The sequence below is a fragment of the Vibrio pacinii DSM 19139 genome, from assembly GCF_000711795.1.
Lineage (GTDB): Bacteria > Pseudomonadota > Gammaproteobacteria > Enterobacterales > Vibrionaceae > Vibrio > Vibrio pacinii.
Window position 1 is genome coordinate 21,319 of sequence record NZ_JONH01000015.1, and the last position, 26,531, is coordinate 47,849.

Annotated in this window: 22 protein-coding genes and 2 riboswitches; of the genes, 15 read left to right on the forward strand and 7 right to left on the reverse strand. The window is 47.2% G+C overall.

Annotated elements, in window-relative coordinates:
• A complete protein-coding gene (locus BS19_RS10825) occupies nucleotides 1-348 on the forward strand; it encodes a gamma-glutamylcyclotransferase family protein (RefSeq protein WP_038175265.1) in 348 nt (115 codons plus the stop codon).
• Nucleotides 349-405: 57 nt separating this feature from the next.
• Nucleotides 406-765, forward strand: a complete 360-nt coding sequence (locus tag BS19_RS10830; RefSeq protein WP_038175266.1) for a DUF2799 domain-containing protein — start codon at nucleotides 406-408, stop codon at nucleotides 763-765.
• A gap of 129 nt (nucleotides 766-894) precedes the next feature.
• Here BS19_RS10830 and fbp read toward each other — a convergent pair whose 3' ends face one another.
• Nucleotides 895-1,911, reverse strand: a complete 1,017-nt coding sequence (fbp, locus tag BS19_RS10835) for a class 1 fructose-bisphosphatase (protein ID WP_038175267.1) — start codon at nucleotides 1,909-1,911, stop codon at nucleotides 895-897.
• A gap of 312 nt (nucleotides 1,912-2,223) precedes the next feature.
• Between fbp and mpl the strand changes: the two genes are divergently transcribed.
• The 5 genes from mpl to thiQ all read left to right on the forward strand — a co-directional run bounded on the left by mpl (nucleotide 2,224) and on the right by thiQ (nucleotide 7,756).
• Nucleotides 2,224-3,576, forward strand: coding sequence for a UDP-N-acetylmuramate:L-alanyl-gamma-D-glutamyl-meso-diaminopimelate ligase (mpl, locus tag BS19_RS10840; RefSeq protein ID WP_038175268.1), 1,353 nt, complete (start codon nucleotides 2,224-2,226; stop codon nucleotides 3,574-3,576).
• Between the two features lie 11 nt (nucleotides 3,577-3,587).
• A complete protein-coding gene (locus BS19_RS10845) occupies nucleotides 3,588-4,217 on the forward strand; it encodes a flavin prenyltransferase UbiX (RefSeq protein WP_038175269.1) in 630 nt (209 codons plus the stop codon).
• A gap of 59 nt (nucleotides 4,218-4,276) precedes the next feature.
• Nucleotides 4,277-4,398, forward strand: a riboswitch (TPP riboswitch).
• A gap of 48 nt (nucleotides 4,399-4,446) precedes the next feature.
• Nucleotides 4,447-5,454, forward strand: a complete 1,008-nt coding sequence (gene thiB, locus BS19_RS10850; RefSeq protein ID WP_038175270.1) for a thiamine ABC transporter substrate binding subunit — start codon at nucleotides 4,447-4,449, stop codon at nucleotides 5,452-5,454.
• 9 nt (nucleotides 5,455-5,463) lie between these two features.
• The gene (thiP, locus tag BS19_RS10855; protein WP_038175271.1) at nucleotides 5,464-7,068 is read left to right on the forward strand and encodes a thiamine/thiamine pyrophosphate ABC transporter permease ThiP; all 1,605 of its coding nucleotides are present in this window, start codon (nucleotides 5,464-5,466) and stop codon (nucleotides 7,066-7,068) included.
• Nucleotides 7,052-7,756, forward strand: coding sequence for a thiamine ABC transporter ATP-binding protein (gene thiQ, locus BS19_RS10860; protein WP_038175273.1), 705 nt, complete (start codon nucleotides 7,052-7,054; stop codon nucleotides 7,754-7,756). Before thiP ends, thiQ begins: the two co-directional genes overlap by 17 nt.
• Before the next feature lie 156 nt (nucleotides 7,757-7,912).
• On the opposite strand, the gene yjgA is transcribed toward thiQ, so the two are convergent.
• Complete coding sequence (gene yjgA / locus BS19_RS10865) at nucleotides 7,913-8,440, reverse strand: ribosome biogenesis factor YjgA (RefSeq protein WP_038175274.1); 528 nt, start codon at nucleotides 8,438-8,440, stop codon at nucleotides 7,913-7,915.
• 109 nt (nucleotides 8,441-8,549) lie between these two features.
• Between yjgA and pmbA the strand changes: the two genes are divergently transcribed.
• Nucleotides 8,550-9,893 (forward strand): metalloprotease PmbA, encoded by a 1,344-nt coding sequence (gene pmbA / locus BS19_RS10870; protein ID WP_038175275.1) that lies wholly within the window; start codon nucleotides 8,550-8,552, stop codon nucleotides 9,891-9,893.
• Nucleotides 9,894-9,965: 72 nt separating this feature from the next.
• Here pmbA and lysC read toward each other — a convergent pair whose 3' ends face one another.
• Nucleotides 9,966-11,321: a lysine-sensitive aspartokinase 3 gene (gene lysC, locus BS19_RS10875; RefSeq protein WP_038175276.1), complete on the reverse strand. Its 1,356-nt coding sequence runs from the start codon at nucleotides 11,319-11,321 to the stop codon at nucleotides 9,966-9,968.
• A gap of 113 nt (nucleotides 11,322-11,434) precedes the next feature.
• Nucleotides 11,435-11,612, reverse strand: a riboswitch (Lysine riboswitch).
• A gap of 221 nt (nucleotides 11,613-11,833) precedes the next feature.
• Between lysC and BS19_RS10880 the strand changes: the two genes are divergently transcribed.
• Nucleotides 11,834-12,955: a pyridoxal-phosphate-dependent aminotransferase family protein gene (locus BS19_RS10880; protein WP_038175277.1), complete on the forward strand. Its 1,122-nt coding sequence runs from the start codon at nucleotides 11,834-11,836 to the stop codon at nucleotides 12,953-12,955.
• 39 nt (nucleotides 12,956-12,994) lie between these two features.
• Here the strand turns inward: BS19_RS10880 and BS19_RS10885 are convergent, their stop codons facing one another.
• The 4 genes from BS19_RS10885 to BS19_RS10900 form a co-directional block, all read right to left on the reverse strand.
• Entirely contained in the window at nucleotides 12,995-14,770 is a 1,776-nt protein-coding gene (locus BS19_RS10885; RefSeq protein ID WP_038175278.1) for a PglL family O-oligosaccharyltransferase, read from the reverse strand.
• Between the two features lie 68 nt (nucleotides 14,771-14,838).
• A complete protein-coding gene (uvrA, locus tag BS19_RS10890; RefSeq protein WP_038175281.1) occupies nucleotides 14,839-17,661 on the reverse strand; it encodes an excinuclease ABC subunit UvrA in 2,823 nt (940 codons plus the stop codon).
• A gap of 131 nt (nucleotides 17,662-17,792) precedes the next feature.
• The gene (gene galU / locus BS19_RS10895) at nucleotides 17,793-18,668 is read right to left on the reverse strand and encodes a UTP--glucose-1-phosphate uridylyltransferase GalU (RefSeq protein ID WP_038175282.1); all 876 of its coding nucleotides are present in this window, start codon (nucleotides 18,666-18,668) and stop codon (nucleotides 17,793-17,795) included.
• 111 nt (nucleotides 18,669-18,779) lie between these two features.
• Nucleotides 18,780-19,427 carry a response regulator transcription factor gene (locus BS19_RS10900; protein ID WP_038175284.1) on the reverse strand — a complete coding sequence of 216 codons (648 nt, stop codon included), beginning with the start codon at nucleotides 19,425-19,427 and terminating at the stop codon, nucleotides 18,780-18,782.
• Between the two features lie 282 nt (nucleotides 19,428-19,709).
• Between BS19_RS10900 and BS19_RS10905 the strand changes: the two genes are divergently transcribed.
• The 6 genes from BS19_RS10905 to mshL all read left to right on the forward strand — a co-directional run bounded on the left by BS19_RS10905 (nucleotide 19,710) and on the right by mshL (nucleotide 26,527).
• Entirely contained in the window at nucleotides 19,710-20,255 is a 546-nt protein-coding gene (locus BS19_RS10905; RefSeq protein ID WP_038175286.1) for a single-stranded DNA-binding protein, read from the forward strand.
• A 162-nt stretch (nucleotides 20,256-20,417) separates the two neighbouring features.
• The gene (gene csrD / locus BS19_RS10910; RefSeq protein WP_038175287.1) at nucleotides 20,418-22,430 is read left to right on the forward strand and encodes an RNase E specificity factor CsrD; all 2,013 of its coding nucleotides are present in this window, start codon (nucleotides 20,418-20,420) and stop codon (nucleotides 22,428-22,430) included.
• 5 nt (nucleotides 22,431-22,435) lie between these two features.
• Nucleotides 22,436-23,875, forward strand: coding sequence for an MSHA biogenesis protein MshI (locus tag BS19_RS10915; protein ID WP_038175288.1), 1,440 nt, complete (start codon nucleotides 22,436-22,438; stop codon nucleotides 23,873-23,875).
• Nucleotides 23,875-24,525, forward strand: coding sequence for a type 4a pilus biogenesis protein PilO (gene pilO, locus BS19_RS10920; protein ID WP_038175289.1), 651 nt, complete (start codon nucleotides 23,875-23,877; stop codon nucleotides 24,523-24,525). Before BS19_RS10915 ends, pilO begins: the two co-directional genes overlap by 1 nt.
• Nucleotides 24,518-24,844, forward strand: coding sequence for a hypothetical protein (locus BS19_RS10925; protein ID WP_038175291.1), 327 nt, complete (start codon nucleotides 24,518-24,520; stop codon nucleotides 24,842-24,844). Before pilO ends, BS19_RS10925 begins: the two co-directional genes overlap by 8 nt.
• A 15-nt stretch (nucleotides 24,845-24,859) precedes the next feature.
• Nucleotides 24,860-26,527: a pilus (MSHA type) biogenesis protein MshL gene (gene mshL / locus BS19_RS10930; protein WP_038175292.1), complete on the forward strand. Its 1,668-nt coding sequence runs from the start codon at nucleotides 24,860-24,862 to the stop codon at nucleotides 26,525-26,527.
• Nucleotides 26,528-26,531 lie beyond the last annotated feature (4 nt).

The window sequence follows — 26,531 nt, forward strand, 5'->3', positions numbered from 1 at the left end:
ATGCAACATTTAGTTTTTGTTTATGGCACGTTACGCCATGGGGAAGCTAACCATCATCTGATGGCCCAAGCACAATGGCTTGGCACACACATGACGCCACCTATTTACAGTTTATATGATCTTGGCCCGTATCCAGCCGTAACAAAAGGACGTAGTACCATTGTTGGTGAAGTTTATCTGATTGATGAGGCGACACTTGAGCAGCTTGATTTGCTCGAAGATGTCCCCGTGACTTATCGACGAGAGCAAATTGACACACCATTTGGACTGGCTTGGATCTATTTTTACCAAGATGCCAGTCACCTGGACGTGTTGATTGCTTCTGGAGATTGGTGTCAAAAGGTATAGGTAGTTGTTCATTCATCACTTTGGTTAGTCGGCCAATCAACGATGAAGGAGAGAGCGATGAAAACGAAATTACTATTAATGACATTATTACTGGCAGGTTGTAGTACTCAGCCACCCCCAATGTCGAATGCTGCACAAGACTGGATCGATTACGGTCAGCTACGCGCTGAAAATGGCTGGCTGAAGCAGTCACAAAGTAAACTGACCAAGCTCGACAGTGATGGTTATCTCACCCCAGAGCTCTATATGGCTTATGAGAATGGTTACGAGCAGGGTAGAGCGACATATTGCGCTCAAAATGCTTACATGCTCGGTGTCACGGGTAAACCTTACCAAGGTATCTGCGACAAGCTCGATCCTTTCTTTCAACAAGATTACATGTCAGGGCGCAGCTCGACAGCGGGTTCAAGGCTTTAACTGACTAACAGTTTTAACCGGCTAACAAACTTTTAACCCGCTAACACACTTAAGCGGATAAAAGAGTCAGCACACAAAAAAAGAGTCGACCTTGGTCGACTCTTTTACTTTTGGAACTGGCTTGGCAGATTATGATGGTTCGCGATTTTGCTCTAAAAATAGCTCTACTTTTTTAACCATATCTTTTGAGCCAACAAAGAAAGGAACACGTTGGTGCAGCTCCGTCGGTTTGATGTCCATGATGCGGTTAACACCATCAGAAGCCACGCCGCCAGCTTGTTCAATAATGTAAGCCATCGGGTTGCACTCATACAGCAAGCGCAGCTTACCGTTCGGGTGGCTTTGCGTACTTGGGTAAAGGTAAATACCGCCTTTAAGCAGGTTGCGATGGAAGTCTGCAACCAGTGAACCAATATAACGAGAGGTGTAAGGGCGATTGTCGCTTGGCGCACTTTCCTGGCAGTATTTAATGTATTTTTTTACGCCAAGTGGGAAGCGAATATAGTTACCTTCATTGATTGAGTAGATGCTGCCCTGTTGTGGGATCATCATGTTCTCGTGTGAAAGGCAAAAGGTACCTAGCGATGGATCGTAAGTGAAGCCGTTGACGCCATTACCTGTGGTGTAAACCAACATGGTGGAGGATCCGTAGATCACGTAACCCGCCGCGACTTGTTTGTGGCCTGGTTGGAGGAAATCCTCTTGTGTTGGTGGAGTACCAATCGGTGACACTCGGCGGTAGATAGAAAAAATCGTACCAACAGAAACGTTCACATCAATGTTAGACGAGCCATCAAGTGGATCCATCAACACCACGTATTTGGCATTTTTGTTCAGTTCTTTGTTAAACGCTACTGCCTCATCTTCTTCTTCACTGGCCACACCACACACTTGATCGCGTGCTTCTAAAGCGGCTTTGAATTTATCGTTAGCGTAGACATCAAGTTTCTGTTGATCTTCGCCTTGTACGTTCGCCGTACCGACAGCGCCAGTAATGTCACCAAGACCAGCCGCGTTGATTTCACGGTTAACAATCTTAGCAGCAAGACGGATTGAAGAGAGTAGGGATGATAGATCACCGCTAGCGTGGGGGAAGTCCGCTTGTTTTTCAACAATGAACTCGCCAAGGGTGCGCATTCCAGACATGGATTTTTCCTTTAAAAAAAGTCGCTCAATGATAGGGGGATGGGGTGGACAGATCTCTGCGGATCGTGAATGACTACCCAAGCCTAAGTGTAAAAGTAAGATCTTTTTATTGGTAATGAACTAACTGTTTGAGATCTCAATTTATTTGTCGACTAAAGAACAACTTACATTTTGTTTGCCTAGTAGTGACTTGTGGCTGAAGAGTAACCAAGTGATTTGACTATCATGATAATCGATAGTCAAAGTAGTTCGCTTTTTAGCGCTTTGCCGCCATAATGAGCGGATTATTTTTCGCCTAAAACAGGGTCGGTTATGCATATTCATATCTTGGGGATTTGCGGCACATTTATGGGTGGCGCAGCGGTGTTAGCTCGTCAACTGGGGCATAAAGTGACGGGTAGTGATGCCAACGTTTATCCGCCGATGAGCACACTACTAGAGTCACAAGGTATTGAAATAATAGAAGGCTTTGATCCTTCACAGCTTGATCCTGCGCCTGACCTAGTGGTGATCGGTAATGCCATGAGCCGCGGTAATCCGTGCGTAGAGCATGTACTTAATACCAATTTGCGCTATACCTCAGGCCCACAGTGGCTGCAGGAGTTTTTACTCCATGATCGTTGGGTGCTTGCCGTATCAGGGACACATGGTAAAACCACCACATCAAGTATGCTGGCGTGGATCCTCGAGGCGTGTGGTTATCAACCTGGATTTCTTGTTGGTGGCGTGTTGGGTAACTTCGGAGTCTCGGCACGTTTGGGTGAGAGTATGTTTTTTGTGGTCGAAGCCGATGAATATGACAGCGCTTTTTTCGATAAGCGTTCTAAGTTTGTTCATTATCACCCTCGTACCTTGGTGATGAATAATCTTGAGTTCGATCATGCCGATATTTTTGATGATCTTGAAGCCATTAAGCGTCAGTTCCATCATTTAGTTCGCACTGTACCAAGTAATGGTCGTATTCTCGCTCCCAAGCAAGATCAGGCGCTTAGCGATGTTTTAGCTCGTGGTTGCTGGAGCGAAACCGAATTCAGTGGTTTAGGCGGTGATTGGCAGGCTGAAAAGCTTGAGCGTGATGGATCTAAATTTGATGTTTTGTTCCAGGGTAAAAAAGTGGGTCAAGTCGGTTGGGATTTAGTCGGCGATCACAATGTCGATAATGCTTTGATGGCGATTGCAGCGGCGCGCCATGTTGGCGTTACCCCCGACCTCGCCTGTCAATCGCTGGCAAGCTTTATTAATACCAAGCGCCGACTAGAGTTAAAAGGGCAGGTTAACGGTGTGACCGTTTATGATGATTTTGCTCATCACCCCACTGCGATTGAACTGACTTTAGGTGGTTTACGTAACAAGGTCGGCAAGGATAAAATTATAGCGGTACTTGAACCGCGCAGTGCAACCATGAAACGTGGTGTGCACAAAGATACGTTAGCCGCGTCATTGGCCAAAGCTGATCGCGTGTTTCTCTATCAACCGAATAATATCGATTGGTCTGTTGCCGATGTTGCTGAGCAGTGTTATCAACCCGCCCAAGTTGCGCATGACATTGATCAACTGGTGGCCGACATTGTTGCCAGTGCGCAACCGGGTGATAAAGTGTTGGTGATGAGTAATGGCGGCTTCGAAGGTATTCACAGCAAATTATTGGCGAAACTCGCCGACTGAACTGAGTAACTATGAGTAACAACAAACCTAAAGCCATCACCTTAGCTTTTACTGGCGCATCCGGCGCTCCTTACGGTCTGCGTTTGCTAGAGTGTTTGCTCGCCGCCGATTATCAAGTTTATCTGCTGATTTCTTCAGCCGCGCGCGTGGTGTTGGCGACTGAGCAAGAGCTAAAGTTGCCAGCTAACCCACAAGCTGCGCAGCAAGCGCTAGTAAAACAGCTTAATTGCGCGCCAGACAAACTGGTGGTGTGTGGTAAAGATGATTGGTTCTCTCCGGTTGCCTCGGGCTCGGCGGCACCAAAGCAGATGGTGGTTTGTCCTTGTTCGGCTGGCAGTGTCGCTGCGATTGCTCACGGTATGTCGGACAACCTTATTGAGCGTGCCGCCGATGTGGTGATTAAAGAGCGTGGCCAGCTGCTGTTGGTCGTACGTGAGACACCATTTTCAACCCTCCACCTCGAGAATATGCATAAGCTGTCGCAGCTTGGCGTCACTATTATGCCAGCTGCGCCAGGTTTTTATCATCAGCCAACGTCGATTGACGATTTAGTTGACTTTATGGTGGCGCGCATTCTCGATCACTTGGGTATTGAGCAAGGGCTCGTTCCACGTTGGGGCTATGATCCCCGTCATATTTAAAGCTGCACCTCCAACTATTAGGGGATGGCTATTGAGTCTGATAACTATTACAATCTGAGCGTAACTCATCGGGGAGCTACCGAGTCAATCTTTATTGGCTGGTGGCTGAGATCAGGCTTTGCTTGGGACCCGTGTACCTGAACCAGATAATGCTGGCGTAGGAATTGAGTATGGACACCAAGTTACTGTCCCTCAAGCCTGTGCCGCTCACACAAGGAGAGCGCGAGCAGTGAACTACACTCTAACCCCTATTTCTATCAGCAGCCTTGCCGTTGCATTGATCACCTCTTTTTCCGCCCAAGCGGCGAATGACACCTTAACGGTGTACACCTATGACTCGTTTGCCGCAGAGTGGGGCCCAGGTCCGACGATTGAAAAAGCGTTTGAAGCGCAATGTGGTTGTGACGTTAACTTTGTCGCGCTCGATGATGGCGTCTCGATTCTTAATCGCTTACGTTTGGAAGGCAGTAACAGTAAAGCCGATATCGTGTTGGGCCTAGATAACAACCTGATGGCAGAAGCGAAACAAACCGGGCTACTAACAACACATACCGTCGATACCAGTACGGTGACGCTGCCTAATGGGTGGGATGACCAAACGTTCGTACCTTACGACTTTGGCTACTTTGCTTTTGTATACAACAAAGAGAAACTGGCTAACCCACCAACCAGCCTTAAACAGTTGATTGAGTCTCGTGACGATTTGAAAGTGATCTACCAAGATCCGCGCACCTCAACGCCTGGACAAGGGCTTATGTTGTGGATTAAATCGGTTTACGGTGAGGATGCGCCGCAAGCTTGGCAAGAGTTAGCCAACAAGACGGTGACTGTCACCAAAGGTTGGTCAGAAGCCTACTCAATGTTCCTTGCTGGTGAGTCGGATTTGGTTTTGTCTTACACCACATCGCCCGCTTATCATTTGATTGCAGAGAATGACGCAAAGTTTGCAGCGGCTAACTTTGCCGAAGGTCACTACACTCAGGTAGAGGTCGCGGCCAAGGTGAAAAGTACTCAAAATGACAAACTGGCCGATCAGTTTATGGCGTTTATTCTCAGTGATGACTTCCAATCGGCGATGCCAACTGGCAACTGGATGTACCCTGTTACCGACGTTAAATTGCCACAAGGATTTGATACTCTGACTGTGCCTAGCAAATCACTTGCTTTCTCGGCAGATGAGGTGGCGCAAAACCGCAAAGCTTGGATTCGCGAATGGCAAAACGCACTGACTTTCTAAAGGTGTCTTTTGTATACCATTCCTAAAGTCGGTTTATGGGTCGCGATGATTATCGCGACCTTTGTTGTATCCGCATTCGCTGCTCTATTAATACAAGCGCCAACGCTTGATGTGATGAGTGTCTGGAACGATCCCTATTACCGCCACGTCACCAAGTTTAGTTTCTACCAATCTTTTGTTTCGACACTACTTAGCGTAGGGCTCGCGATTCCCGTTGCTCACGCACTGTCGAGGCGAGCGTTTTTCGGCAAGTCACTGCTGCTTAAACTGTTTGCGACTACGTTAGTGCTGCCAGTGTTGGTCGGTGTTTTTGGTCTGCTGGCTATTTATGGCAACAGTGGCTTGCTCGCTTCATGGCTGAATAGCCTCGACATAGCGCTGCCATTTTCTATCTACGGCCTCAACGGTATTTTGCTCGCGCATGTTTTTTTTAACTTGCCGTATGCGACGCGACTGTTACTGCAAGCCTTAGATACGATTCCCCTTGAACAACATAAGTTGTGCGCGCACCTTGGCATGAGCGCGTGGCAAAAATTCCGTTGGGTAGAGTGGCCGAGACTGCGTCAGCAGCTTCCGCATGTTTGTGGTTTAGTGTTCATGTTGTGTTTCACCAGTTTTGCCACCGTCATGGCATTAGGCGGCGGCCCCAAATCGACCACGATAGAGCTGGCCATTTATCAAGCGATTAAGTTTGATTTTGATCTCCAAACTGGGGCGTTATTGGCGCTGTGGCAAATGCTGTTGTGCGCGATCATGGCGTTAACGATTCAGCGCTTAGCCAAACCGATGGCGACAGCGGTGGGCTCGCAAGCAAAGAACATCCGGTTAGTGAGAGACAGTGGCTACATGAAATGCTGGGACTGGAGCTGGATCGGTTTGGCGATGTTATTGGTGTTACCCCCGCTATTGATGGTGGTACTCAGTGGTTTCAATAGCAAAGCGCTGACCGTGTTTGTGGACAGTCGTTTTTGGTCGGCATTACTGGCTTCATTGAAAGTGGCGACGTTGGCTAGTGTGATTGCGGTCGTCAGTGGTTATGCGATTTTGTTAACCAGTCGCCGTTTAAGACTCAATCGACGGCATAAAAGTGCTGATCATATTGAGTTAATGGCAACGATCATATTGGTTACGCCAGGGTTGGTGGTCTCTACTGGGCTCTTTTTGCTGCTGCGCACGGTAACCGATGTGTTCAGTCTAGCGTTTGTTGTGGTCGTTGCGGTCAATGCGTTAATGGGCTTGCCATATGTGATAAAAACCCTTGCTCAACCTATGTTACATATAGAGCAGCATTATCAGTACTTATGCGCGAGTCTAGGCCTTAAAGGTTGGCAGCGTTTTAAAGTGGTTGAGTGGCGAGCATTGAAAAAGCCGTTTGCCCATGCCTTTGCTATCAGCTTTATGTTGGCGATTGGCGACCTGAGTGCGATTGCACTGTTTGGCAGCCAAGAGTTCCGAACTCTGCCACTGTATCTGTTTCAACTGCTTGGCAGTTATCAGATGGAAGTTGCCGCAGTGGTATCGCTAACCCTGTTACTGCTGAGCGTCGGTTGTTTTTCGCTACTCGAAGTGTTGTTTAACGCCAACGATAAGGTCAAGTATGTTAAGTCTCAATAAGGTCGATTATTATTATCATGATGAGCTATTCCATTTTGATGTCACCATCGCCCAAGGTTCGATTGTTGCTCTGATGGGGCCTAGTGGTGCCGGTAAATCCACCTTACTGGCGCTAGTGGCAGGCTTTATTGAGCCGAGTAAAGGGCAAATTATGGTCGATGGGGTCAATCTTGTTGGCCGAGCGCCGCACCAAAGGCCATTTGCGATGTTGTTTCAAGAGCATAATCTGTTTGCTCACTTAACGGTGCAGCAGAACATCGCTTTAGGCTTGCACCCTGGGCTTAAGCTGACGCCTCAGCAGCAGCAACAAGTGGTTCAAGCGGCGCAACAAGTCGGAGTCGATGCTTACCTTGATCGTCTCCCTGAACAGCTCTCAGGCGGCCAGCGTCAACGAGTCGCATTGGCGCGCTGTTTTGTTCAGCCGCATCCCATTTGGCTACTGGACGAGCCCTTTTCTGCTCTTGATCCTATTTTACGCGAAGAGATGCTCGCATTGGTGAGCAAGCTGGCTGATGAACGACACATTACAGTGTTGATGGTGACACACCACATTAGTGATGCCAGATCGATCGCGAGTGACTTTATTTTTGTGGCCGACGGAAAAGTGGCCGCGAATGGCCCTGTCACCCAGCTTACGACACAGCACTGCCACCCTGCATTGAGCGAATTTGTTCGTGCCAGCGATTAAATAAAAAGTCAGGCGTCTGAGTATCACGCTGTTGTGCTGGAATGGTGAGGTGGTAACGAAAAGGGTTGACGCATGCACGTCAACCCTTAAATCTAATCGCTAATCGCTAATCGCTAATCGCTAATCGCTAATCGCTAATCGCTAATCGCTAATCGCTTAACTCTCTTCTTCATTGAGCGCTTTAAGCACTTGGAAGATTTCACGATATGCTTTAGCTGGCTTACCGGCTTGTTTCTCTTTGTTGGCTTGGCGAGCCAATTGACGTAATCGCTGACGATCCGCACTTGGATAAAGCTCGGTTGCCTCTGAGATCGCTTCATCGCCTTTTTCAACAATACGGTCACGCAGCTGCTCAAGTTTGTGTAACTCTGCTGTTGCCTGTGAGTGTTTGTTGCGGACTTTATCTAGCGCTGCTTGCAGTGGTTCGATATCTTCAAAACGCATTAACTTACCAATGTATTGCAACTGACGACGACGTGCTTCGTTCTTGAAGCGTTGGGCGTCTTTTATTGCATCGGCTAGGTCTTCACTCAAAGGAAATTTTTCTAGAGCCGACGGTCTAAGTTCAACCAGCTCTTCACCAAGCTTTTGTAGCTCTTCCATGTCGCGTTTCATTTCGGTTTTGCTGACCCAAATGATCTCTTCTTCTTCTTCCCATGGCGCTTTTTGGTTTTTACGTGCCATCTTTCTACCCTAATATGACCATCTATTTCTCTATTTTAACAAGAATCGTGGGGAGAAAGCGAAATTCTTGTTATCCTAATGGCAATTGATCTTAAGAAATGAAGTAGATATGGACGTAAGAGAGCAAGTTGCTCAACAGCGCGTTGAGCTAGAAGCTGCAGTAGCAAAGGCATTGGAGATGGCAGCAGCGAATTCTGATGCGGCTGAAGTGGCGATCAGTAAAACCACAGGCTTGAGTGTTTCTACCCGTATGTGTGAGGTGGAAAACGTCGAATTTAATAGCGATGGTGCTCTTGGCATCACGGTTTATCGTAACCAACGCAAAGGCAGCGCGTCGACTTCTGACTTAAGTGAAAAAGCCATTGAACAGACGGTGCGAGCGGCGCTTGATATCGCTCAGTTCACCTCTGAAGATCCTTTTGCTGGTCCTGCTGCGAAAGAGTTGATGGTCAAAGATATTCCTGAACTTGACTTGTTTCACCCAGACACGCCGGATCCAGACAGTGCTGCTGAGGTGGCGATTGCTGCCGAACAACAAGCCTTGTCATTTAGCGATAAAATCAAACAAAGCGATGGCGCGAGTTACGATAGCCACTACGGTTTGAGAGTATATGGCAACAGTCACGGTTTGCTCGCCAGTTATGCGTCTAGCCGCCATAGCACCAGTTGCAGTGTCATTGGCCAAGGCCGCAATGGGGAAATGGAACGCGACTACAGTTACACGGTTGCACGTCATAAAGATGATCTTTGGACTCCTCAAATGGTCGGCCAGAAAGCCGCTGAAAAAACCGTCAGTCGTTTGGATGCGCAAAAGCTCAAAACCGGTCACTATCCAGTGATGTTTGCAGCGGATGTGGCAACGGGATTGTTGGGGCATTTAGTGATGGCGATCAGCGGCGGCAACTTGTACCGTAAATCGTCGTTTTTACTTGATCAATTGGGGGAACAAGTACTGCCTGAATGGTTTAACGTTTCGGAAAAGCCACACATACTGCGCGGTTTGGCATCAAGCCCATTCGATAGTGAAGGGGTGTTCACTCAAGATAGAGAGATCATTACAGATGGTGTGCTCGCCACGTACCTATTAACGAGCTACGCCGCGCGTAAAATGGACATGACACCAACCGGTCACGCGGGCGGGATTCACAACTGGTTTGTTAACTCGACTGGGCAGAATTTCGAACAGATGCTCAACGAATTAGGTACCGGTTTATTGGTTACTGAAGTGATGGGGCAAGGTGTTAACATTGTTACCGGTGATTACTCTCGTGGCGCCGCTGGCTTCTGGGTTGAAAATGGTCAAATTCAGTATCCAGTGTCTGAAATTACCATCGCGAGTAATTTAAAACAGATGTTCAATCAAATTGTCGCTGTGGGCAACGATGTTGAAACGCGGTCTCAAATTCAGACCGGTTCTATTTTGCTTGAGCGGATGAAAGTGGCCGGTGAATAACAACGGTCATCGATAAAAAAGGTTGGCGCGGGCCAACCTTTTTTGTTTGTCTTGATTGTTACTCGATGATTGTTACTCGGCTTCAAATAGCTCGGCATGCAGCTTTTGGATCGCTGACTTGGAAACAGACTCATTGACCAAAAAACACAGATTGTGCGGGCTCGCACCGTAACAGATCATACGTAGATTGAAGTCTTCTAGTGTACCAAAGACTTGTTTTGCATAGCCTTTGCTTTCACTCATGTTATTCCCAATCAATGCCACTAAACATAAGTTATGTTCAACCTCAACACTGCACAGCTCTTCGAGCTCGAGTTTGGCCGCTGATGGTAATTGCGGAGCGCCGCCAGAGGTGCCAGTTTGATCTAAAGTCAGTGAGACACTGATCTCTGACGTAGTAATCAAATCGACCGAGACTTTATGTTTAGCCAAAATTTCAAACACTTTGGCGAGAAAACCATACGCATGGAACATTTTCGCACTGCGCAGCGTGACCATGGTTTGATTGCAACGTAATGCCAAGGCTCGAAACAGAGGTGAACTTTCGACTTGGTGACGAATCCACGTTCCGCCTTTTTCTGGCTCTTTCGATGAACCAACAAAGACCGGAATGTCATGGCGTAGTGCTGGGACCAAGGTCGATGGATGCAGAATTTTAGCGCCGAAGTTGGCCATTTCAGAAGCTTCACTAAAGCTGATTTCTGGAATCGGTGAGGCTTTAGCGGCAATCCGTGGATCGGTGGTGTAAATCCCCGGAACATCAGTCCAAATCTCTAGACCTGCCGCCGCAACCGCTTCGGCAATCAAAGCTGCACTATAATCACTGCCACCGCGACCAAGGGTTGTGGTGTTGCCTTGCTCATCTGAGCCAATGAACCCTTGAGTGACGACAACGTGTTCTTGGCAAACAGGAACCAAAGCGGTTTTGGCTAGCTCACCGATACGCTCGAGGTTGGGCTCTGCTTTACCAAAATTATCATCGGTGCGCATGATATCGCGGATATCGAAACGTACCGCGTTAATGCCACGCTCTTTCATTAACTGCGTCAGTAAGTGAGTCGACATTAATTCACCACATGCAACTAGGTGATCAGTCAGTTTGTTGCTTGACTGAATTGACGCCGCTTCAGCCAGGCTGGTCACGGTATCAAGAATGGCATACACCTCACTCGCTGCTTGAGTTGGCTCATTAAGCTGATTGAGTACCGCATCGTGAATGTGGGCGAGTTGGGCCAATAATTCACTACGACGACTGTGATCTTGCACCCCATTGGCGAGCTCAACTAAGAGATTTGTCACGCCGGAGCACGCACTACTGACGACCAGTTTGGTGTTCGGGTTATTTTCGATAATTGCAGCACAGCGGCTCATTGCTTCAAAGTTTGCAACGCTTGTGCCACCAAATTTAGCTACATTAAAACTGCTCACAGCGTATCTCCCACGACTTCCTGAAATAAAAAATTTGGTCATTAGACCAACATCCAATGTTTTTACTTTGATGAAGAGAGTTGAGCGAAAGAGAGGTCTATTTTTGAATGATGTACCTCAGAAGCTCATCATCAGACGGGGCTGATGACAGTCGTAGGGATTCAACCCTAACAACCGATAGATCCAAGCCGACACCCCGGAACTACCTCGGCACTGCTCCCCCTCGATGGATTGTGTTGGAGTTGCGGCTCCACAACACACCTACCTGGGCAGTGCTCCTCTTCTGCAAAATAATTTGCCAGTGGCATAAATATTCACCACTTATTTCTGCATTGAACGTGTTTCTTCGTATGATGTCAACGAGAATTTGTTGCTTATTGGCATTTTAAAATTAACAAACTTGTGACACTGGTTTGACCTGCCGACTTTGGGCTAATTGCCGGGTGATTGGAATTCGATTAAGGTGGAAAGTCACAACAAAGACAACAACAAAAATAATTATGGAGCAGCCAATGACAATTCAAAGTTTTATTCCTCCCCAGCGCATCCTTATGGGACCAGGACCTTCAGATATTTCTCCACAAGTTTTGCAAGCTTTGAGTCGCCCAACGGTCGGCCACTTGGACCCTTTGTTTGTTGGCATGATGGACGAGTTAAAGGCACTACTCAAATACGCGTTCCAAACGGAAAATGAATTTACCATCGCGGTGTCGGCTCCGGGTAGTGCGGGCATGGAAACTTGTTTTGTTAATTTGATTGAGCCGGGTGAGAAAGTTATCGTCTGTCGCAATGGGGTATTTGGTGAACGGATGCGTGAAAACGTGGTTCGCGCTGGTGGTATTGCCGAAGTCGTCGATGATGAGTGGGGCGCACCAGTGTCTGTCGATAAAGTCGAGCAAGCACTTAGCGCTCACCCAGACGCTAAAGTGCTGGCGTTTGTGCATGCAGAAACCTCGACTGGCGCTTGTAGCGATGCACAAGCGCTCGGTAAATTGGCCAAGCAACATGGCGTGCTAACCATTGTCGATGCCGTAACTTCGCTTGGTGGCGTGCCGTTAAAAGTAGATGAGTGGCAATTGGATGCGGTCTACTCTGGCAGTCAAAAGTGTCTGTCTTGTGTGCCGGGTTTGTCGCCAGTGACCTTTTCTGCTGCGGCGATCGAAAAAATCCAATCACGCACCACACCAGTGCAAAGCTGGTTTCTCGATCAGAGCTTAGTGTTGGGCTACTGGAGTGGTGAAGGTAAGCGCAGCTATCATCACACGGCGCCAGTCAATAGTTTGTACGCGTTACATGAAGCGCTATTAATGCTGAAAAAAGAAGGCTTGGAGAATGCTTGGCAGCGCCACCGAGAGATGCATGAAAAGCTTAAGCAAGGCTTAGAAAAGCTGGGGTTTGAGTTTGTTGTGGCTGAAGCGTCTCGTTTGCCACAACTGAATGCGATTTATGTTCCACAAGGTATCGATGAAGCGAAAGTACGCTCTCACTTGCTCGAAACCTATAATTTAGAAATTGGTGCTGGCCTTGGTGCGCTGGCCGGTAAAGCGTGGCGAATCGGCTTGATGGGCTATGCTGCTCGCCATGAGAACGTCGCACTGTGCTTAAGAGCGCTCGAAGAGTCCTTGACTCAGTAATCACACTTTAAGCGACAGGGCGACCTTATGGTCGCCCTTTTAGTGTGCTAGCCGTTGATTATCAGCTTTTAAAGCGTCGATGTCAGGAGCGATATAGTGAATCTGTGAAAAATCGCGATTGGGGAATAAGAATGTCGCTTCGGCACGGATCTGTTCGGCTTTAATCGTGTCGTCAATGCCTTGATACGCCAAAATTAAGTTGCTGTAAAAGGCTGGTCTCGGTTTGTCCTTAATCATCGACAAAGACCAGTCAATGTAAGCTTGAATGTACTGGCTATTTTGCTCAATGAGACCCAGATTAAGATAGGTACTGTAAATGTCCCAATCGTAACGGTCCTGCCAAACGATAGCGTTAGAAACGCGCTCTAGGATCTGTGGATCTTTAGGCTGTGAACGCTCAAATTGAGTGAGCACATAGTTGGTGTGTAGAGCGCTCAACATATAGATACTGGTGACGATAGGGACGATCAAGCTAGCCACTCTTAGTGCGGCTTTTGAAATAAAACTCAATGATAAACTGCGGTAGCGACTGGCGCGTTGGTCAACCCAAAACAGCAGAATAATAAAGGTTAACCAGTGTATTGATGAGTGATAAAACGGGTACTCAAGCTGGCTGTGCAATACGATAGGCACAAACAGGGCGAACATGGCTAAACGTGTGCCTTTCTTGGCTTGAAATAATCGGGCTAAGACGAATAACGCCGCCAGTATAATCGCCAACAAAGGCAGTAATCCCCCTTCTACTCCCCAATAAAGCAGTTCATTGTGCGGGTGATCCATGGCGGCAAGCCCAGGTTGATAACTTGGGTTGAGCTGATGTTGGCGTGCGGTATAAACCAAATACTCCGGCTCAAAGCGGCCGTATCCATAACCGGTAAACGGCTTTTCAATCAACATATCTAACGCTTGTGGAAAGGTATATTGTCTTGGACTTTCAAGGTTGGCTTTGTGGCCAATCAGCGTTGAAGATTGCCCCGGTAAAGCCGAAAGAGAGAAGCCGATAACGATACCAAGCGTAATCGAGACTATCCAACCCCAAAAACGCTTTTTCGTCGCAAAGCGATAAAGGTAGTGCAGGAGAAAAACAACGCCTAACACCGCCCCTAACCAGCCGGTTCTGGACGCTAAGACAATCAGTAGGGGGAGCGTCACTATCGGGGTGAGATAGAGCAAGGCGACTTCACTGATTCGGCGTTGGTATTTGGTTGGATGACGTGCCAATAAGTACCCCGACAGTGCCAAGCCAGTTGCCAAAAAGCTGGCCATTACGTTGGGCTGTTGGAAAATACCATAAGGGCGATTATTGAGCGTGTCGTAGCCAAACACATTGTCTGGCTCGAGGAGTAACAATTGCACCCAGCCGAATAGGCTTTGAATCAACACCGCAATGACCACAAACCACAACAGGCGCTGTTTTTGTTTGTTGCTAAAACGTATCTGTTGTAATACCACAAACAACAAGTACCCCGCCCATAAACCAATTAATCTGCCGGCGGCCAAATCGGGATTGGCGCTAGTATAGAGAACGGGCAGTGTCATCATGACACAGCAGATGAATAACCCTAGAGTAAGTTTGTTGTAACGGAGCGCTCCTTCCGAGCCGATCTGGTAGAAACCAATGGCAAGGGAGAAGCTGATGGCGAGCCATGTCGTGGCATTAAAAGATAGTGCAAGCCCAGAGCCGCCCGGATTGGGCATAAACCAGTGCATCGCTAGCAAAAATACGATTGCAATAGAAACTAAGAAAGGTTTGATTAACGGCGGCTTTGGCGCCTTTATTTCCAGCTCTGTTCCAGCTACATGCGTAGTCGCCATAAATTACAACACCTCAAAAAAACAGACCAGTGAGGTAGTCACTGGTCTGTTAATCTTACAACTAAATGCTAACTTAACATAGGTTTAAGGAATCGCGCTGTGTGTGACCCCTCAACCAGCGCTACCGCTTCGGGAGTGCCAGACGCAATAATATCGCCACCACCTTGGCCTCCTTCAGGCCCTAGGTCAATAATCCAGTCAGCGGTTTTTATCACATCTAAGTTGTGTTCAATCACCACGACCGTGTTGCCATGATCACGTAGGCGATGCAAGACCGCAAGTAGCTGCTTGATATCGTGGAAGTGCAGACCTGTCGTCGGCTCATCGAGAATATACAACGTTTTTCCGGTATCACGTTTGGATAGCTCTCGAGCCAGTTTAACGCGTTGCGCTTCACCACCTGAAAGGGTTGTTGCGGCCTGACCAAGACGAATATAAGAGAGGCCGACATCCATTAAGGTTTGCAGTTTTCGTGCAATCACAGGGACGGGCTGGAAGAATTGATGAGCATCTTCGACCGTCATCTCTAGCACTTCATCAATGCTCTTGCCTTTATAGCGAACCTCTAGTGTTTCGCGGTTGTAGCGCTTGCCTTTACACACATCACAAGGGACATAAACATCAGGTAAGAAGTGCATTTCAACCTTGATTACGCCATCTCCCTGACACGCTTCACAGCGACCGCCCCGGACATTAAAGCTAAAACGCCCTGGTTTATAACCACGTGAGCGTGACTCTTGGGTTCCTGCAAACAGTTCACGAATTGGGGTAAAGATGCCGGTATAAGTGGCGGGATTTGAACGCGGTGTTCGACCAATAGGGCTCTGGTCAATATCGATAACCTTATCAAAGTGCTCTAACCCTTTAATCTTTTTATACGGCGCTGGCATGGCGGTGGTGGCGCCGTTAAGCTGGGTATGAGCAATTTTAAAGAAAGTATCGTTGATTAAGGTTGACTTACCCGATCCAGAAACACCGGTAATACAACTAAACAGCCCGACAGGGATCTCGAGGTTGACATTCTTTAAATTGTTACCAGAGGCACCAATAAGTTCGACGACTTTTTTACTGTCTCTAGGCGTGCGAGTTTCAGGAATGGCGATCTGCTGTTTGCCACTTAAATACTGACCCGTTAGCGAGTTAGGGTTGGCAATGATCTCAGCCATGGTGCCTTCAGCAACCACATTGCCGCCATGAACACCAGCGCCTGGACCGATATCAATCACATGATCAGCCATCCGAATTGCATCTTCGTCATGCTCAACCACCAGTACCGTATTGCCTAAATCGCGCAGGTGGGTAAGGGTTTTCAGTAGACGTTCGTTATCACGTTGATGCAACCCAATGGAAGGCTCATCAAGCACATACATCACGCCGACGAGTCCGGCACCAATTTGGCTCGCCAAACGAATACGTTGCGCTTCGCCGCCAGAAAGGGTTTCGGCACTGCGGGATAAATTTAAGTAGTTGAGACCGACATTGACTAAGAATTGCAGTCGGTCGTTAATCTCTTTCATCACTTTTTCAGCGATTTGCGCGCGTTGGCCTTCTAGTTGCAGGGAGGCAAAAAAGCTCAGCGCATCGGCGATACTTAACTCAACGATCTGCGAGAGCGTGGTATCGTTAATAAAGACATTCCGTGCTTCTATGCGCAAGCGGCTGCCGTCACAGCTAGCGCAGGTTTTGGTCGAAATGTACTTGGCTAAATCTTCTCGAACGGCATTGGATTCAGTGTCACGATAACGGCGTTCTAGCGTATTTAGAATCCCTTCAAATGGGTGACGTTTAACGCGAATATCACCGCGGTCATTGATGTATTTGAACTCGATCTCAGCTCGGCCTGAACCGGTAAGAATGATCTCCCGGGTCTTTTTCGCCAAGGACTTAAACGGCACGTGAAGATCAAAACCATAATGTTCAGCGAGCGATGAAAGCATCTGAAAGTAGTAATAATTCTTTTGATCCCAACCGCGAATGGCTCCTTGCGCCAAACTTAAACTGTCATCGACAATCACTCTGGCCGGATCAAAGTATTGCTGGACGCCCAAGCCATCACAGGTATGACAAGCACCTGCAGGGTTATTAAATGAAAACAGGCGCGGCTCAAGTTCTTGCATGCTATAGCCACAATGTGGGCAAGCAAAATTGGCAGAAAAAACCACTTCATCGTCTGAGCCTTCCATTGGTGCAAGTACCGCAATCCCGCCAGAGAGCTCTAATGTGGTCTCAAAAGATTCGGCTAGCCTTTGTTGCAAGTCATCGCGGACTTTGAATCGGTCAACCACCACCTCAATCGTGTGTTTCTTGTGTAATTCAAGCGTCGGAGGATCGGAAAGATCGCAGGTTTCACCATCGATTCTGGCGCGGATAAAGCCTTGCGCGGCTAAGTTCTCTAGGGTTTTAACGTGCTCGCCTTTTCGCTCTTTGACGATTGGCGCCAGTAACATCATTTTTGAGCCAGCGGGCAATTCCAAGACTTTATCGACCATCTGAGAAATGGTTTGCGCCGCAAGGGGGACTTTGTGCTCTGGACAGCGAGGTTCGCCAACGCGAGCGTAAAGTAAACGCAGGTAATCGTACACTTCGGTAATGGTTCCAACCGTGGAACGCGGGTTATGTGAAGTGGATTTCTGTTCAATCGATATCGCTGGCGACAAGCCTTCAATATGGTCGACATCGGGTTTTTCCATCAAGGATAAAAACTGACGCGCATAAGCAGAGAGTGATTCGACGTAACGACGTTGGCCTTCTGCATAGAGGGTATCAAAAGCAAGCGAGGACTTGCCTGAGCCTGATAAACCAGTAATGACAGTGATTTTATCTCGGGGAATGGTGAGATTAATGTTCTTCAGGTTATGGGTGCGGGCGCCGCGGACTTCTATCTGATCCATGCTTGTCACTCTATGCAAAAATTAGTTGGCTAAGTATTACATAGTGTGAGAAATGTGCAAATAAATACTGGATAAAAAAACAGTAAAGGCAGCCGTTTAAGCTGCCTTTCATTGCCACTCAAAGGCTGATATTACTCGCTCTCTTTGGTGGTGGTTTGTTTGCCAAGTTCTGAAGTCTTGGTGTCTTTAAGGTAGAGGTTTTCAAAGCAGTAATTGGTCGCTTCGATATATCCTTCGACGCTACCACAGTCAAAACGCTGACCTTTAAATTTATACGCAAGTACGCAGCCCGCTTGTGCTTGTTTGAGCAGCGCATCGGTAATTTGAATTTCGCCGCCTTTACCGGGTTCAGTATTTTCAATCAACTCAAAAATATCTGGGGTTAAAATGTAGCGGCCAATAATGGCAAGGTTGCTCGGCGCAGTGCCTGGTTCAGGTTTTTCTACCATGTTATCGACGCGATAAATATCGTCTTTGATCATCTCACCGGCAATAACGCCGTATTTATGGGTTTCATCCGCTGGCACCTCTTGCACGGCGACAATCGAACAGCGGAACTGCTTAAATAGGGCAACCATTTGGGCGAGTACGCCTTGCTGCTCGTTAACGCATAAGTCATCGGCTAAAACCACCGCAAACGGCTCGTCACCAATTAATTCACGCCCGGTCAAAATTGCGTGGCCGAGGCCTTTCATCTCACGTTGACGAATATAGGTGAAGTTGGCGGTATCAATAATATCGCGAATATCAATCAGCAGATCTTCTTTGTTGGTGCCACTGATCTGGTGTTCGAGCTCATAATTCATGTCAAAGTGGTCCATGATCGAGTGCTTACCACGTCCAGTGACAATACACATACCATCCATACCTGCTTGAATTGCCTCTTCGACGCCATATTCAATCAGTGGTTTGTTCACCACTGGCATCATCTCTTTTGGCATTGATTTGGTCGCAGGTAAAAAGCGTGTACCGTAACCCGCGGCTGGAAATAGGCATTTCTTAATCATCAGTAGAACCCTTTAACTTGTTATTATTCGTCAAACTGGCGCAACTTTATCATGAAACCCTAAATGAGATAATCACTGTGCGCTCAGAATGACGAAACAATCGTCGTCGATTTAGTTTCTCATATGTTGTTTGGCCCAAGCGGCCGCTTGAACGCGGTTTTTCGCCCCGAGTTTTTTGAAGATCTTTTGCAAGTGTGATTTCACGGTAAACTCGCTAATAAACATGTCTTCGGCGATCTGTATATTTGAAGAGCCATTCATTAGGCAACGCAAAATTTGAATTTCACGTGCGGTCAGATCGACTGTGGCTGGAGTGGTTTGCGTATCGACGACGCTGCGATAGTGAAACAGCAATTGAGCGGTCACTTTTCTTGGCAGCCAGTTTTCTCCGTTGATCACGGCTTCACAACCGCGCATGATCAAATCAATATTGATGTCTTTATAAAACACCCCTTTCAAATGGCCAAACGCTAGAAGCTCGTCGGTGGTCAATCGCTGGCTAACGTTAAACACAATGGTTTCAAACGATTTGTCGGCTAAGGGAAGGGCGCGTATCTGGCTTTTAAGCTTAGTGTAGTTATGGTAATCAACCAGCAAAATTCGATGTTTGTGTTGTTGTAAGGCGAGTAGCAGTTCGTTTGGTATTATTCGTGGTATTACCATCCCCAACTTTTGTTCTAGTTGATCGATAAACGGATGTTCAAGCGATGAGTCTTCACATAGGAAGGAGATGGTTCTGGTATATATGCTTCTAGCCATAATGTCCTCTAATACTAAGGTTGTAATAATTGAATCACAGAGTGCAGCAAGTCTTAGAGGCGCGCTAATTTTGGTTGAGTGTTTGCGCTGCGATTCATATGGCTAGGTAATTTACTGATTACTCAGCATAGTTACAGTTTGAGACGACTCTAAAAACGGACTCAGTTTGATGTTGCTTGATAAACTGAAACGACATTGTGGTTGAGAGATTTGTTGCGAGCACAAAGCGTGTTATCCTTATGCGCTATTTTCTGAACAACCCAAATTTAGACGGAGCGAAACATGGCTAGCCGTGGAGTGAACAAAGTTATTTTAGTCGGTAATCTGGGCACTGACCCAGAGGTACGTTTCATGCCGAGTGGCGGTGCAGTTGCCAACATTACTATTGCAACGTCTGAATCATGGCGTGATAAAGCGACGGGCGAACAGCGTGAAAAAACAGAGTGGCACCGTGTTGCTTTGTTTGGCAAGTTGGCCGAAGTGGCGGGCGAATATCTACGTAAAGGCTCTCAAGTCTATGTAGAAGGTCAATTGCAGACGCGTAAGTGGCAAGACCAAAGCGGCCAAGACCGTTATACAACGGAAGTTGTGGTCCAAGGTTACACGGGTGTTCTGCAAATGTTGGGTGGCCGTGCGCAAGGTGGTGCACCAGCTCAAGGTGGTATGGGTCAATCTCAACCTCAACAAGCTCAGCAAGGTGGTTGGGGACAACCTCAACAGCCGGCGATGCAAAAGCAGCCAGCGCAGCAACCTCAATCTCAGCCACAGCAGGCGCAGCCTCAATATAATGAGCCGCCGATGGATTTTGATGACGACATCCCGTTTTAGACGTTTGTTATCGAAAAAAAGCCGCGCTTGTCGCGGCTTTTTTATATAGTTACCTCAGCAACTCGCCGAGAGTATAAGTCGTTGACTACACTAATCTCTATAAGCTAAAAGCATCCGCGAAATAACCGAATATTATCGATTGAGAAAAGGAATTCTGCATTCATGAGGTACACGCCTACCTTAAAACTGAGTACACGCTTGGTTGCGTTTGTAACTGTTATTGTTATCAGCGCGATGTTTATCCTGTTCTTAGGTGGCACTTTATCGTTCAAACGATTAGGCCAAGAATATCTTGACCATTCTTTGCAAGGGATCGTCGATGTTGTCGATAAAGAGATGGAAGACCCTGACGCGGCGTACTCTCTTCAGCGTTGGATGCCGAAAATGTTGCAAGCCTCAAGTGTTGTTGAAATGGAGTTGCTCTCTTCATACGGTGTAATTTATCGCTTCAAAGATACTTCATCGAAAGTGGCGAGCGAGTTGTTGTATGAGGTGGAATACACCCTAGAACGTAATCGCGGCTACCAAATTCGCTTTAAAGCAATCCCGCCTTATATTGGTTTTGGCTATTCGATGCAGGCGTTGTGGTCGATCACGCTTGCGGTTGGTTTGGTGGTGTTCTGTTTGCTGCGTGGTTTGAAGTGGCTCAAAGAACAACTGTATGGTTCAGAAATGCTCGAAGAGCGTGGACGGATGATTTTAGCTGGTCGAGTCGAAGAGTACGCCAAAGGCGATGAGCGAGAGTGGCCTTATACCGCCAGTGAAGCGTTAGATCGATTAATTGAAGAGCTGCAAGATGCGCGGCAAGAGCGCAGTCGTTTCGATACCTTTATTCGAACTCAAACTTTTTTAGACCAACTGACCGGGACGGCTAATCGAGTGCTATTTGATAGTAAACTTGAAGCGGCACTGTCTGAAAATGGCTCCCATGGAGGAGTGTTGATGCTACGGATTGATGATTGGGAGCAGATAGAAGAAGAGCAGGGGAAACAGGTCGCAAATGACTTCTTAGTGGATGTGGGTGAAGGGCTTAATAATGTCATTCAGCGCTACCCCGATGTCATTTTGTCACGTTACTACAGCTCTGACTTTGCCATCTTCGCTCCGAGTTTATCGAGTAAAGATGTCTCTCATATCGCCACTCAATGTCTGAAACAGATTACCAAGCTCACCCCGCCGTTGCCTCTCGATGTTGACAATTGGGTTCACATTGGCGTGAGTATGTACCGTGAAGGAGAGAGCCAAGGGCGCATCATCGATGAAGCTGAAACCGCATTGAAAAGTGCTCAGTTACAAGGGATGAATACTTGGAGTCGTTTTCATAAGCACCATGTGCAACAAGACGAGCGAGGCAGCGTTCGCTGGCGGACACTTTTTGATGTGGCATTAAAACCAGAACACATCTACATTTTTGCCCAGCCGTGTTATTTGCTTAACTCACATCAAGAGCTTGTCTGTGAACACCATGAGCTGTTTGCGCGAATCAATGATCCAGAAAAGGGAGTGATCAAAGCTTCTAGGTTCAACTCAGCAATTGAATCCGTTGGGTATGAAGGGGTTCTCGATAAGGCTGCGTTTTCTGCCATTATGCAATATTTAAAACAGTCTGATAGTTCAGAGAGTTACTCGATCAATTTGCATGTGGTACCTTTTGCGGATCGAGAGTATTTTAAGTGGTTTCGTGATGAAATTCTGCAGCTTAGTATCAGCCTGCGCCAGCGATTGATCTTTGAATTCACCGAAGCGCGCTTGGTTAAACATCTTGATTACATGCGGCCCGTGACCAAAATGATCGTGGGGCTTGGTTGTCAAGTCGCGGTCGGCCAAGCAGGTCGATCAATTGTCAGTACGCATTATCTCAAAGATATACCCGTGAGTTATTTAAAACTGCACCGTAGCTTGATAAAGAGAATCGATCAGCGTGATGAAAACCAGTTGTTTGTCAGAAGCTTACTTGGGGCATGTGAAGGGCTAACCACCAAGCTTATTGCGGTTGGGGTGGATAATAAGGCCGAATACCACACCAGCGTACAATTAGGCATTCATGGAGTACAAGGGCGATATTTGAGTGAAGAAACGCAGTTATTGCCCCTGCAAGCGTCGCTCCTTCCAGCAAAACCGCCAGAACATAAAGTGCAAATCGGTCGTCGCAACCGGTGGCGTAAAGCAAAGTGAATTAGATGAGCATTCAATCGATAATCAATAGGTTTAAACGCAGCGAGCAATCATCGACACATCTCTATGTGGTCGTTCAGCCGAGCGCGTTGTTTTTTTCTTCCTCTTTGCACAGTGAGTTACCGCGTCAGGTTGAGCTTCATGGTCAGCCATGGCAACAAGTGCTAACGGACACGCTGCAAGGGCTGACTATCACAAATGTTAAATTGGATGTGGTATTACACTCTTCACTTTATAAGACCTATCAGATAGACAAACCCAATGTGCCAGATGAAGAGTTAGCTCAGGCGCTGCCATTTTTGCTAAAAGAACTCATCAGTGAGCGAATCTCGGATGTCGTTATTGACTCGATGTATTTGTCGACCAATAACAAGTTGCAAGTTTACGTGGTGGACAAAGGTTTAGTCAGCCAGTTATATCGAACACTGACGTCACTATCTATCGAACTTGAACGCGTCTTGGTTGAAGATGAAATCTGGGGCCATTCAGCGGGCGACTTGAGTCACTTTTTGCTGCTGCAACGCAGCCAACAAGGGGCGTTTCGAGTCAGTGCATTTATTAATGCTCAAAGTGCTTTTCAGCGAACGATGCGCGGCATTACACCGCCATTAACCGGTGTCGCAAGCAGTGTGCTACAGCTCGATGGTATCGCCCTTGAACTACAGCGCTCGATTGATTATCTCTCCTCTCAGCTTCGCTCTGCCCCTTTGCATAAGATGATGATCTGTTGTGATGAAGAGTCGCAGCAAGAGATTGTTGAAGCATTAAATCAACGTTTGAGTGTTCAAACGGCGCTGTTGTCTGAGCAGGCCGAATTGTCCGGTGAAATTCTAGTGCGCGTGTGCGAAAACTTGCCCCACGCCGAAATAAATCTCTTTCCTGAAGAATTAAGACCGAAAAAAGAATACTTTACCCTGACCAATATCGCGATCGGATGGGGAGTGGCGGCGACCTTGTTAGTGGTGGTGACAGCGAATCTCTATTATCAACAGCGTGGCTTAAACCAGCAATTGGCTGAGCACAGTCGCCAGCAAGCGGCATTTAAACAACAGATGACTCAGCTTAGCGAGCAATTGAGTCAGCATAAACCGAGCGCAGCCAAAGAGGCGGCGATTGCTAGGCTACAATTAGAGATAGAGGCTAACCAGAGTGCGTTGGCGGCCGTTGAGAAATTCGATCAATCACAGCAAGTGGGGTACTCATCGGTACTGCGTTCACTCGCGACGTTAGGGCGTAGTGATATTTCGTTACAGACGATCCGAATTGATGGCAACGGCCTTGATTTAACCGGATTGGCTCAAAGTCCACAAGCGATTCCGAATTGGGTTAATCAGTTTAAAAACGAGTTGAGTTTAGTGGGACGAACGTTTGAACAGCTAAAAATTGGCCGAAATGAACAAGATATTATTACTTTCGAGCTCAAAACTCAGCGGGAGAGCAATTAATGGCGAGTTATTGGCAGCGGTGGAATGAGAAGTTTGCGCAATTAAGCCCCCGTGAAAAAGTATTAATTAGTTTGTGTGGATTGGTGGCGATTATCTTCGGTCTGCTGACGTTAGTTGTTGAGCCTGTTTATAATAAAAATCAACAGCTAAGCCTTCAGTTATCTAATGCAAAGCTGAATGGTCAGCAATTGCAAGCCGACCTTCTACTGATGCAAGCGAAGTTGAATAAGGATCCGGATCGCGAGTTAGACAAGCAACTTGAACGTTTGATGGCACAGAGCCAACAAAGTTCGCAACAACTGGCTGAACTGGTCGAAAGCTTAATTACTCCGAGTGAAATGGCACAATTACTTGAATCAGTATTACTAGGTTCAAAGCAGTTACGTCTGGTGTCACTTGAGTCTTTGCCCGCAGAACCGATTGTTCCCCCCAGCGAGGATAAAGGCATGACGGGGTACTATATCCATCCGGTTCGAATCGAGTTGACTGGGCGTTATTTTGACATTGTGAATTATTTAGAAGCATTGGAAGCGATGCCAGTGAACTATTATTGGCGTCAGTTTGATTATCAAGTGGAGTCGTACCCACAAGCGCGATTAGTTTTGACGGTTTATACCTTGGGCACCAGGCAGGAGTTTATTAGTGGTTAGGTTTCTTGTCGTAACATTTTCAATGATTGTCGCGCTTGCTGTTCAAGCCAAGCAAGATCCGACGGCACCTCTTGGTTGGAGTGCGCCCGCAACGAATGGCATTAAATCTGTCAACAAAGTGGCCCCATTACCAAAACTGCAAAGTATTGTTTGCCCACAATCTGGTGATTGCAGCGCGATTTTAAATGGTCAACCTATGGTTATTGGAGAGCGAGTCTCAGGCTACACCGTTCGTCACATTGAGCCAGAACTCGTTACCCTCGCGCGCGGTGGTAAAACGTGGAAACTACAACTCTTCTCTCTAGAAGTGAAACAGTAAGGTCAGTAGAAACATATGCGTAAATTCGCTATAGCTATCACTATTGCATCAACGTTAGTCGGTTGCTCGATGGGACATCGCGATCCAGTAGAAGCCAAAAACGCGCTCAATGAGGCGATTAATCAAAACAACAGTTTAGGATTAGATGAGCTGCCTGCGTCGGTTGAAGCCGACCTGATGCCGGAATTAACCACCAGCAGTGGTGACTTGGTCGCTCAACACTCGATCAAACGTTTTCGAATTAAGGCTAATCAGGTTGATGCAAAAGCATTTTTTGCCAGCTTAGTCAAAGGTACGGCGTATAGCGCGGCTATTCACCCCAATGTCAGCGGAACCATTACTGCTAATCTCAATGACGTTTCGCTTGATGAAGTGTTGAACGTGATTGAAGATATGTATGGCTACCAAATCACCAAGAGTGGCAATGTTATTCAGGTCTATCCTGCCGGTTTGCGTACCGTTACATTGCCAGTCGACTACCTGCAATTTAAACGTACAGGTCGTTCAATTACCTCGATTTCGACTGGGACCGTAACGAATCCGGAAAACGGTTCGAGCAATGATAATTCATCCAACTCATCCAACGTTTCGAGCAATGATGATTCATCCAATAGTCGCAATAGCAGTGCGAAAGGTGGAACTGAAATCGAAACTACCAGTGAGAGTGACTTCTGGCCACAGTTGCAACAAGCAGTCAAGCAGTTGATAGGTTCGAATCAAGGACAAAGTGTGGTGGTGACTCCGCAAGCGAGTGTGATTACGGTGCGCGCCTTTCCCGACGAGATTCGTGAAGTGCGTAATTTCTTGGGCGTATCGCAACAGCGAATGCATCGCCAGGTCATCCTTGAAACGAAAATATTAGAAGTGACCTTGAGTGACGGTTACCAACAAGGCATCAATTGGTCAAAGGCATTTTCCTCTAATGGAACTGATTACACCTTAGGTCAAGGGTCAACCGTCAAAGACAGTAATGGTTTACCGCTCAAACTGCCAGGTTTAGACACGATCGGCACTCTATTGGGCGGCCAAGCCAATTTAGTGATTTCCAGTGGTAGTTTTGAAGCCGTGTTGAGCTTTATGGCAACTCAGGGCGATCTCAATGTTCTTTCCAGTCCAAGAGTGACGGCCTCGAATAACCAAAAAGCGGTGATCAAAGTCGGTACAGACAGCTATTTTGTTACTGACTTTTCGTCAAATACCGACACCGGCAATTCGAGTAGCAATACCACCACTGATATTGAGTTAACGCCTTTCTTTTCGGGAATATCCCTTGATGTAACGCCGCAAATCGATGATCAAGGTAATGTTTTATTACATGTTCACCCAGCGGTGATTGATGTGCAGCAAGAGAATAAAAGCATCACTTATGGCTCGACTGACTTAACCTTGCCACTGGCCACAAGTGCGATTCGAGAATCAGACTCGGTAATTCGGGCTCAAGATGGTGATGTAGTTGTGATTGGCGGCCTAATGAAGTCGGCCACTCAAGACAGAGTGTCTAAAATTCCATTTTTGGGCGACATACCAGGTTTAGGCCATCTATTTAGGAACACCAACCAATACACGGAAAAAACGGAATTGGTGATCTTGCTTAAGCCTTCAGTGGTTGGGGTGAACACATGGCAAAAAGAGCTCGAACGATCACGCGATCTACTGCAAGAGTGGTTCCCAGACGAGCAGTAACGCC

Bases quoted from the DNA above. Each gene is read 5' to 3' on its own strand.
- BS19_RS10825 (WP_038175265.1), top strand. From the start codon at position 1: ATGCAACATTTAGTTTTTGTTTATGGCACGTTACGCCATGGGGAAGCT.
- BS19_RS10830 (WP_038175266.1), top strand. From the start codon at position 406: ATGAAAACGAAATTACTATTAATGACATTATTACTGGCAGGTTGTAGT.
- fbp (WP_038175267.1), bottom strand. From the start codon at position 1,911: ATGTCTGGAATGCGCACCCTTGGCGAGTTCATTGTTGAAAAACAAGCG.
- mpl (WP_038175268.1), top strand. From the start codon at position 2,224: ATGCATATTCATATCTTGGGGATTTGCGGCACATTTATGGGTGGCGCA.
- BS19_RS10845 (WP_038175269.1), top strand. From the start codon at position 3,588: ATGAGTAACAACAAACCTAAAGCCATCACCTTAGCTTTTACTGGCGCA.
- thiQ (WP_038175273.1), top strand. From the start codon at position 7,052: ATGTTAAGTCTCAATAAGGTCGATTATTATTATCATGATGAGCTATTC.
- yjgA (WP_038175274.1), bottom strand. From the start codon at position 8,440: ATGGCACGTAAAAACCAAAAAGCGCCATGGGAAGAAGAAGAAGAGATC.
- pmbA (WP_038175275.1), top strand. From the start codon at position 8,550: ATGGACGTAAGAGAGCAAGTTGCTCAACAGCGCGTTGAGCTAGAAGCT.
- BS19_RS10880 (WP_038175277.1), top strand. From the start codon at position 11,834: ATGACAATTCAAAGTTTTATTCCTCCCCAGCGCATCCTTATGGGACCA.
- BS19_RS10885 (WP_038175278.1), bottom strand. From the start codon at position 14,770: ATGGCGACTACGCATGTAGCTGGAACAGAGCTGGAAATAAAGGCGCCA.
- uvrA (WP_038175281.1), bottom strand. From the start codon at position 17,661: ATGGATCAGATAGAAGTCCGCGGCGCCCGCACCCATAACCTGAAGAAC.
- galU (WP_038175282.1), bottom strand. From the start codon at position 18,668: ATGATTAAGAAATGCCTATTTCCAGCCGCGGGTTACGGTACACGCTTT.
- BS19_RS10900 (WP_038175284.1), bottom strand. From the start codon at position 19,427: ATGGCTAGAAGCATATATACCAGAACCATCTCCTTCCTATGTGAAGAC.
- BS19_RS10905 (WP_038175286.1), top strand. From the start codon at position 19,710: ATGGCTAGCCGTGGAGTGAACAAAGTTATTTTAGTCGGTAATCTGGGC.
- csrD (WP_038175287.1), top strand. From the start codon at position 20,418: ATGAGGTACACGCCTACCTTAAAACTGAGTACACGCTTGGTTGCGTTT.
- BS19_RS10915 (WP_038175288.1), top strand. From the start codon at position 22,436: ATGAGCATTCAATCGATAATCAATAGGTTTAAACGCAGCGAGCAATCA.
- pilO (WP_038175289.1), top strand. From the start codon at position 23,875: ATGGCGAGTTATTGGCAGCGGTGGAATGAGAAGTTTGCGCAATTAAGC.
- mshL (WP_038175292.1), top strand. From the start codon at position 24,860: ATGCGTAAATTCGCTATAGCTATCACTATTGCATCAACGTTAGTCGGT.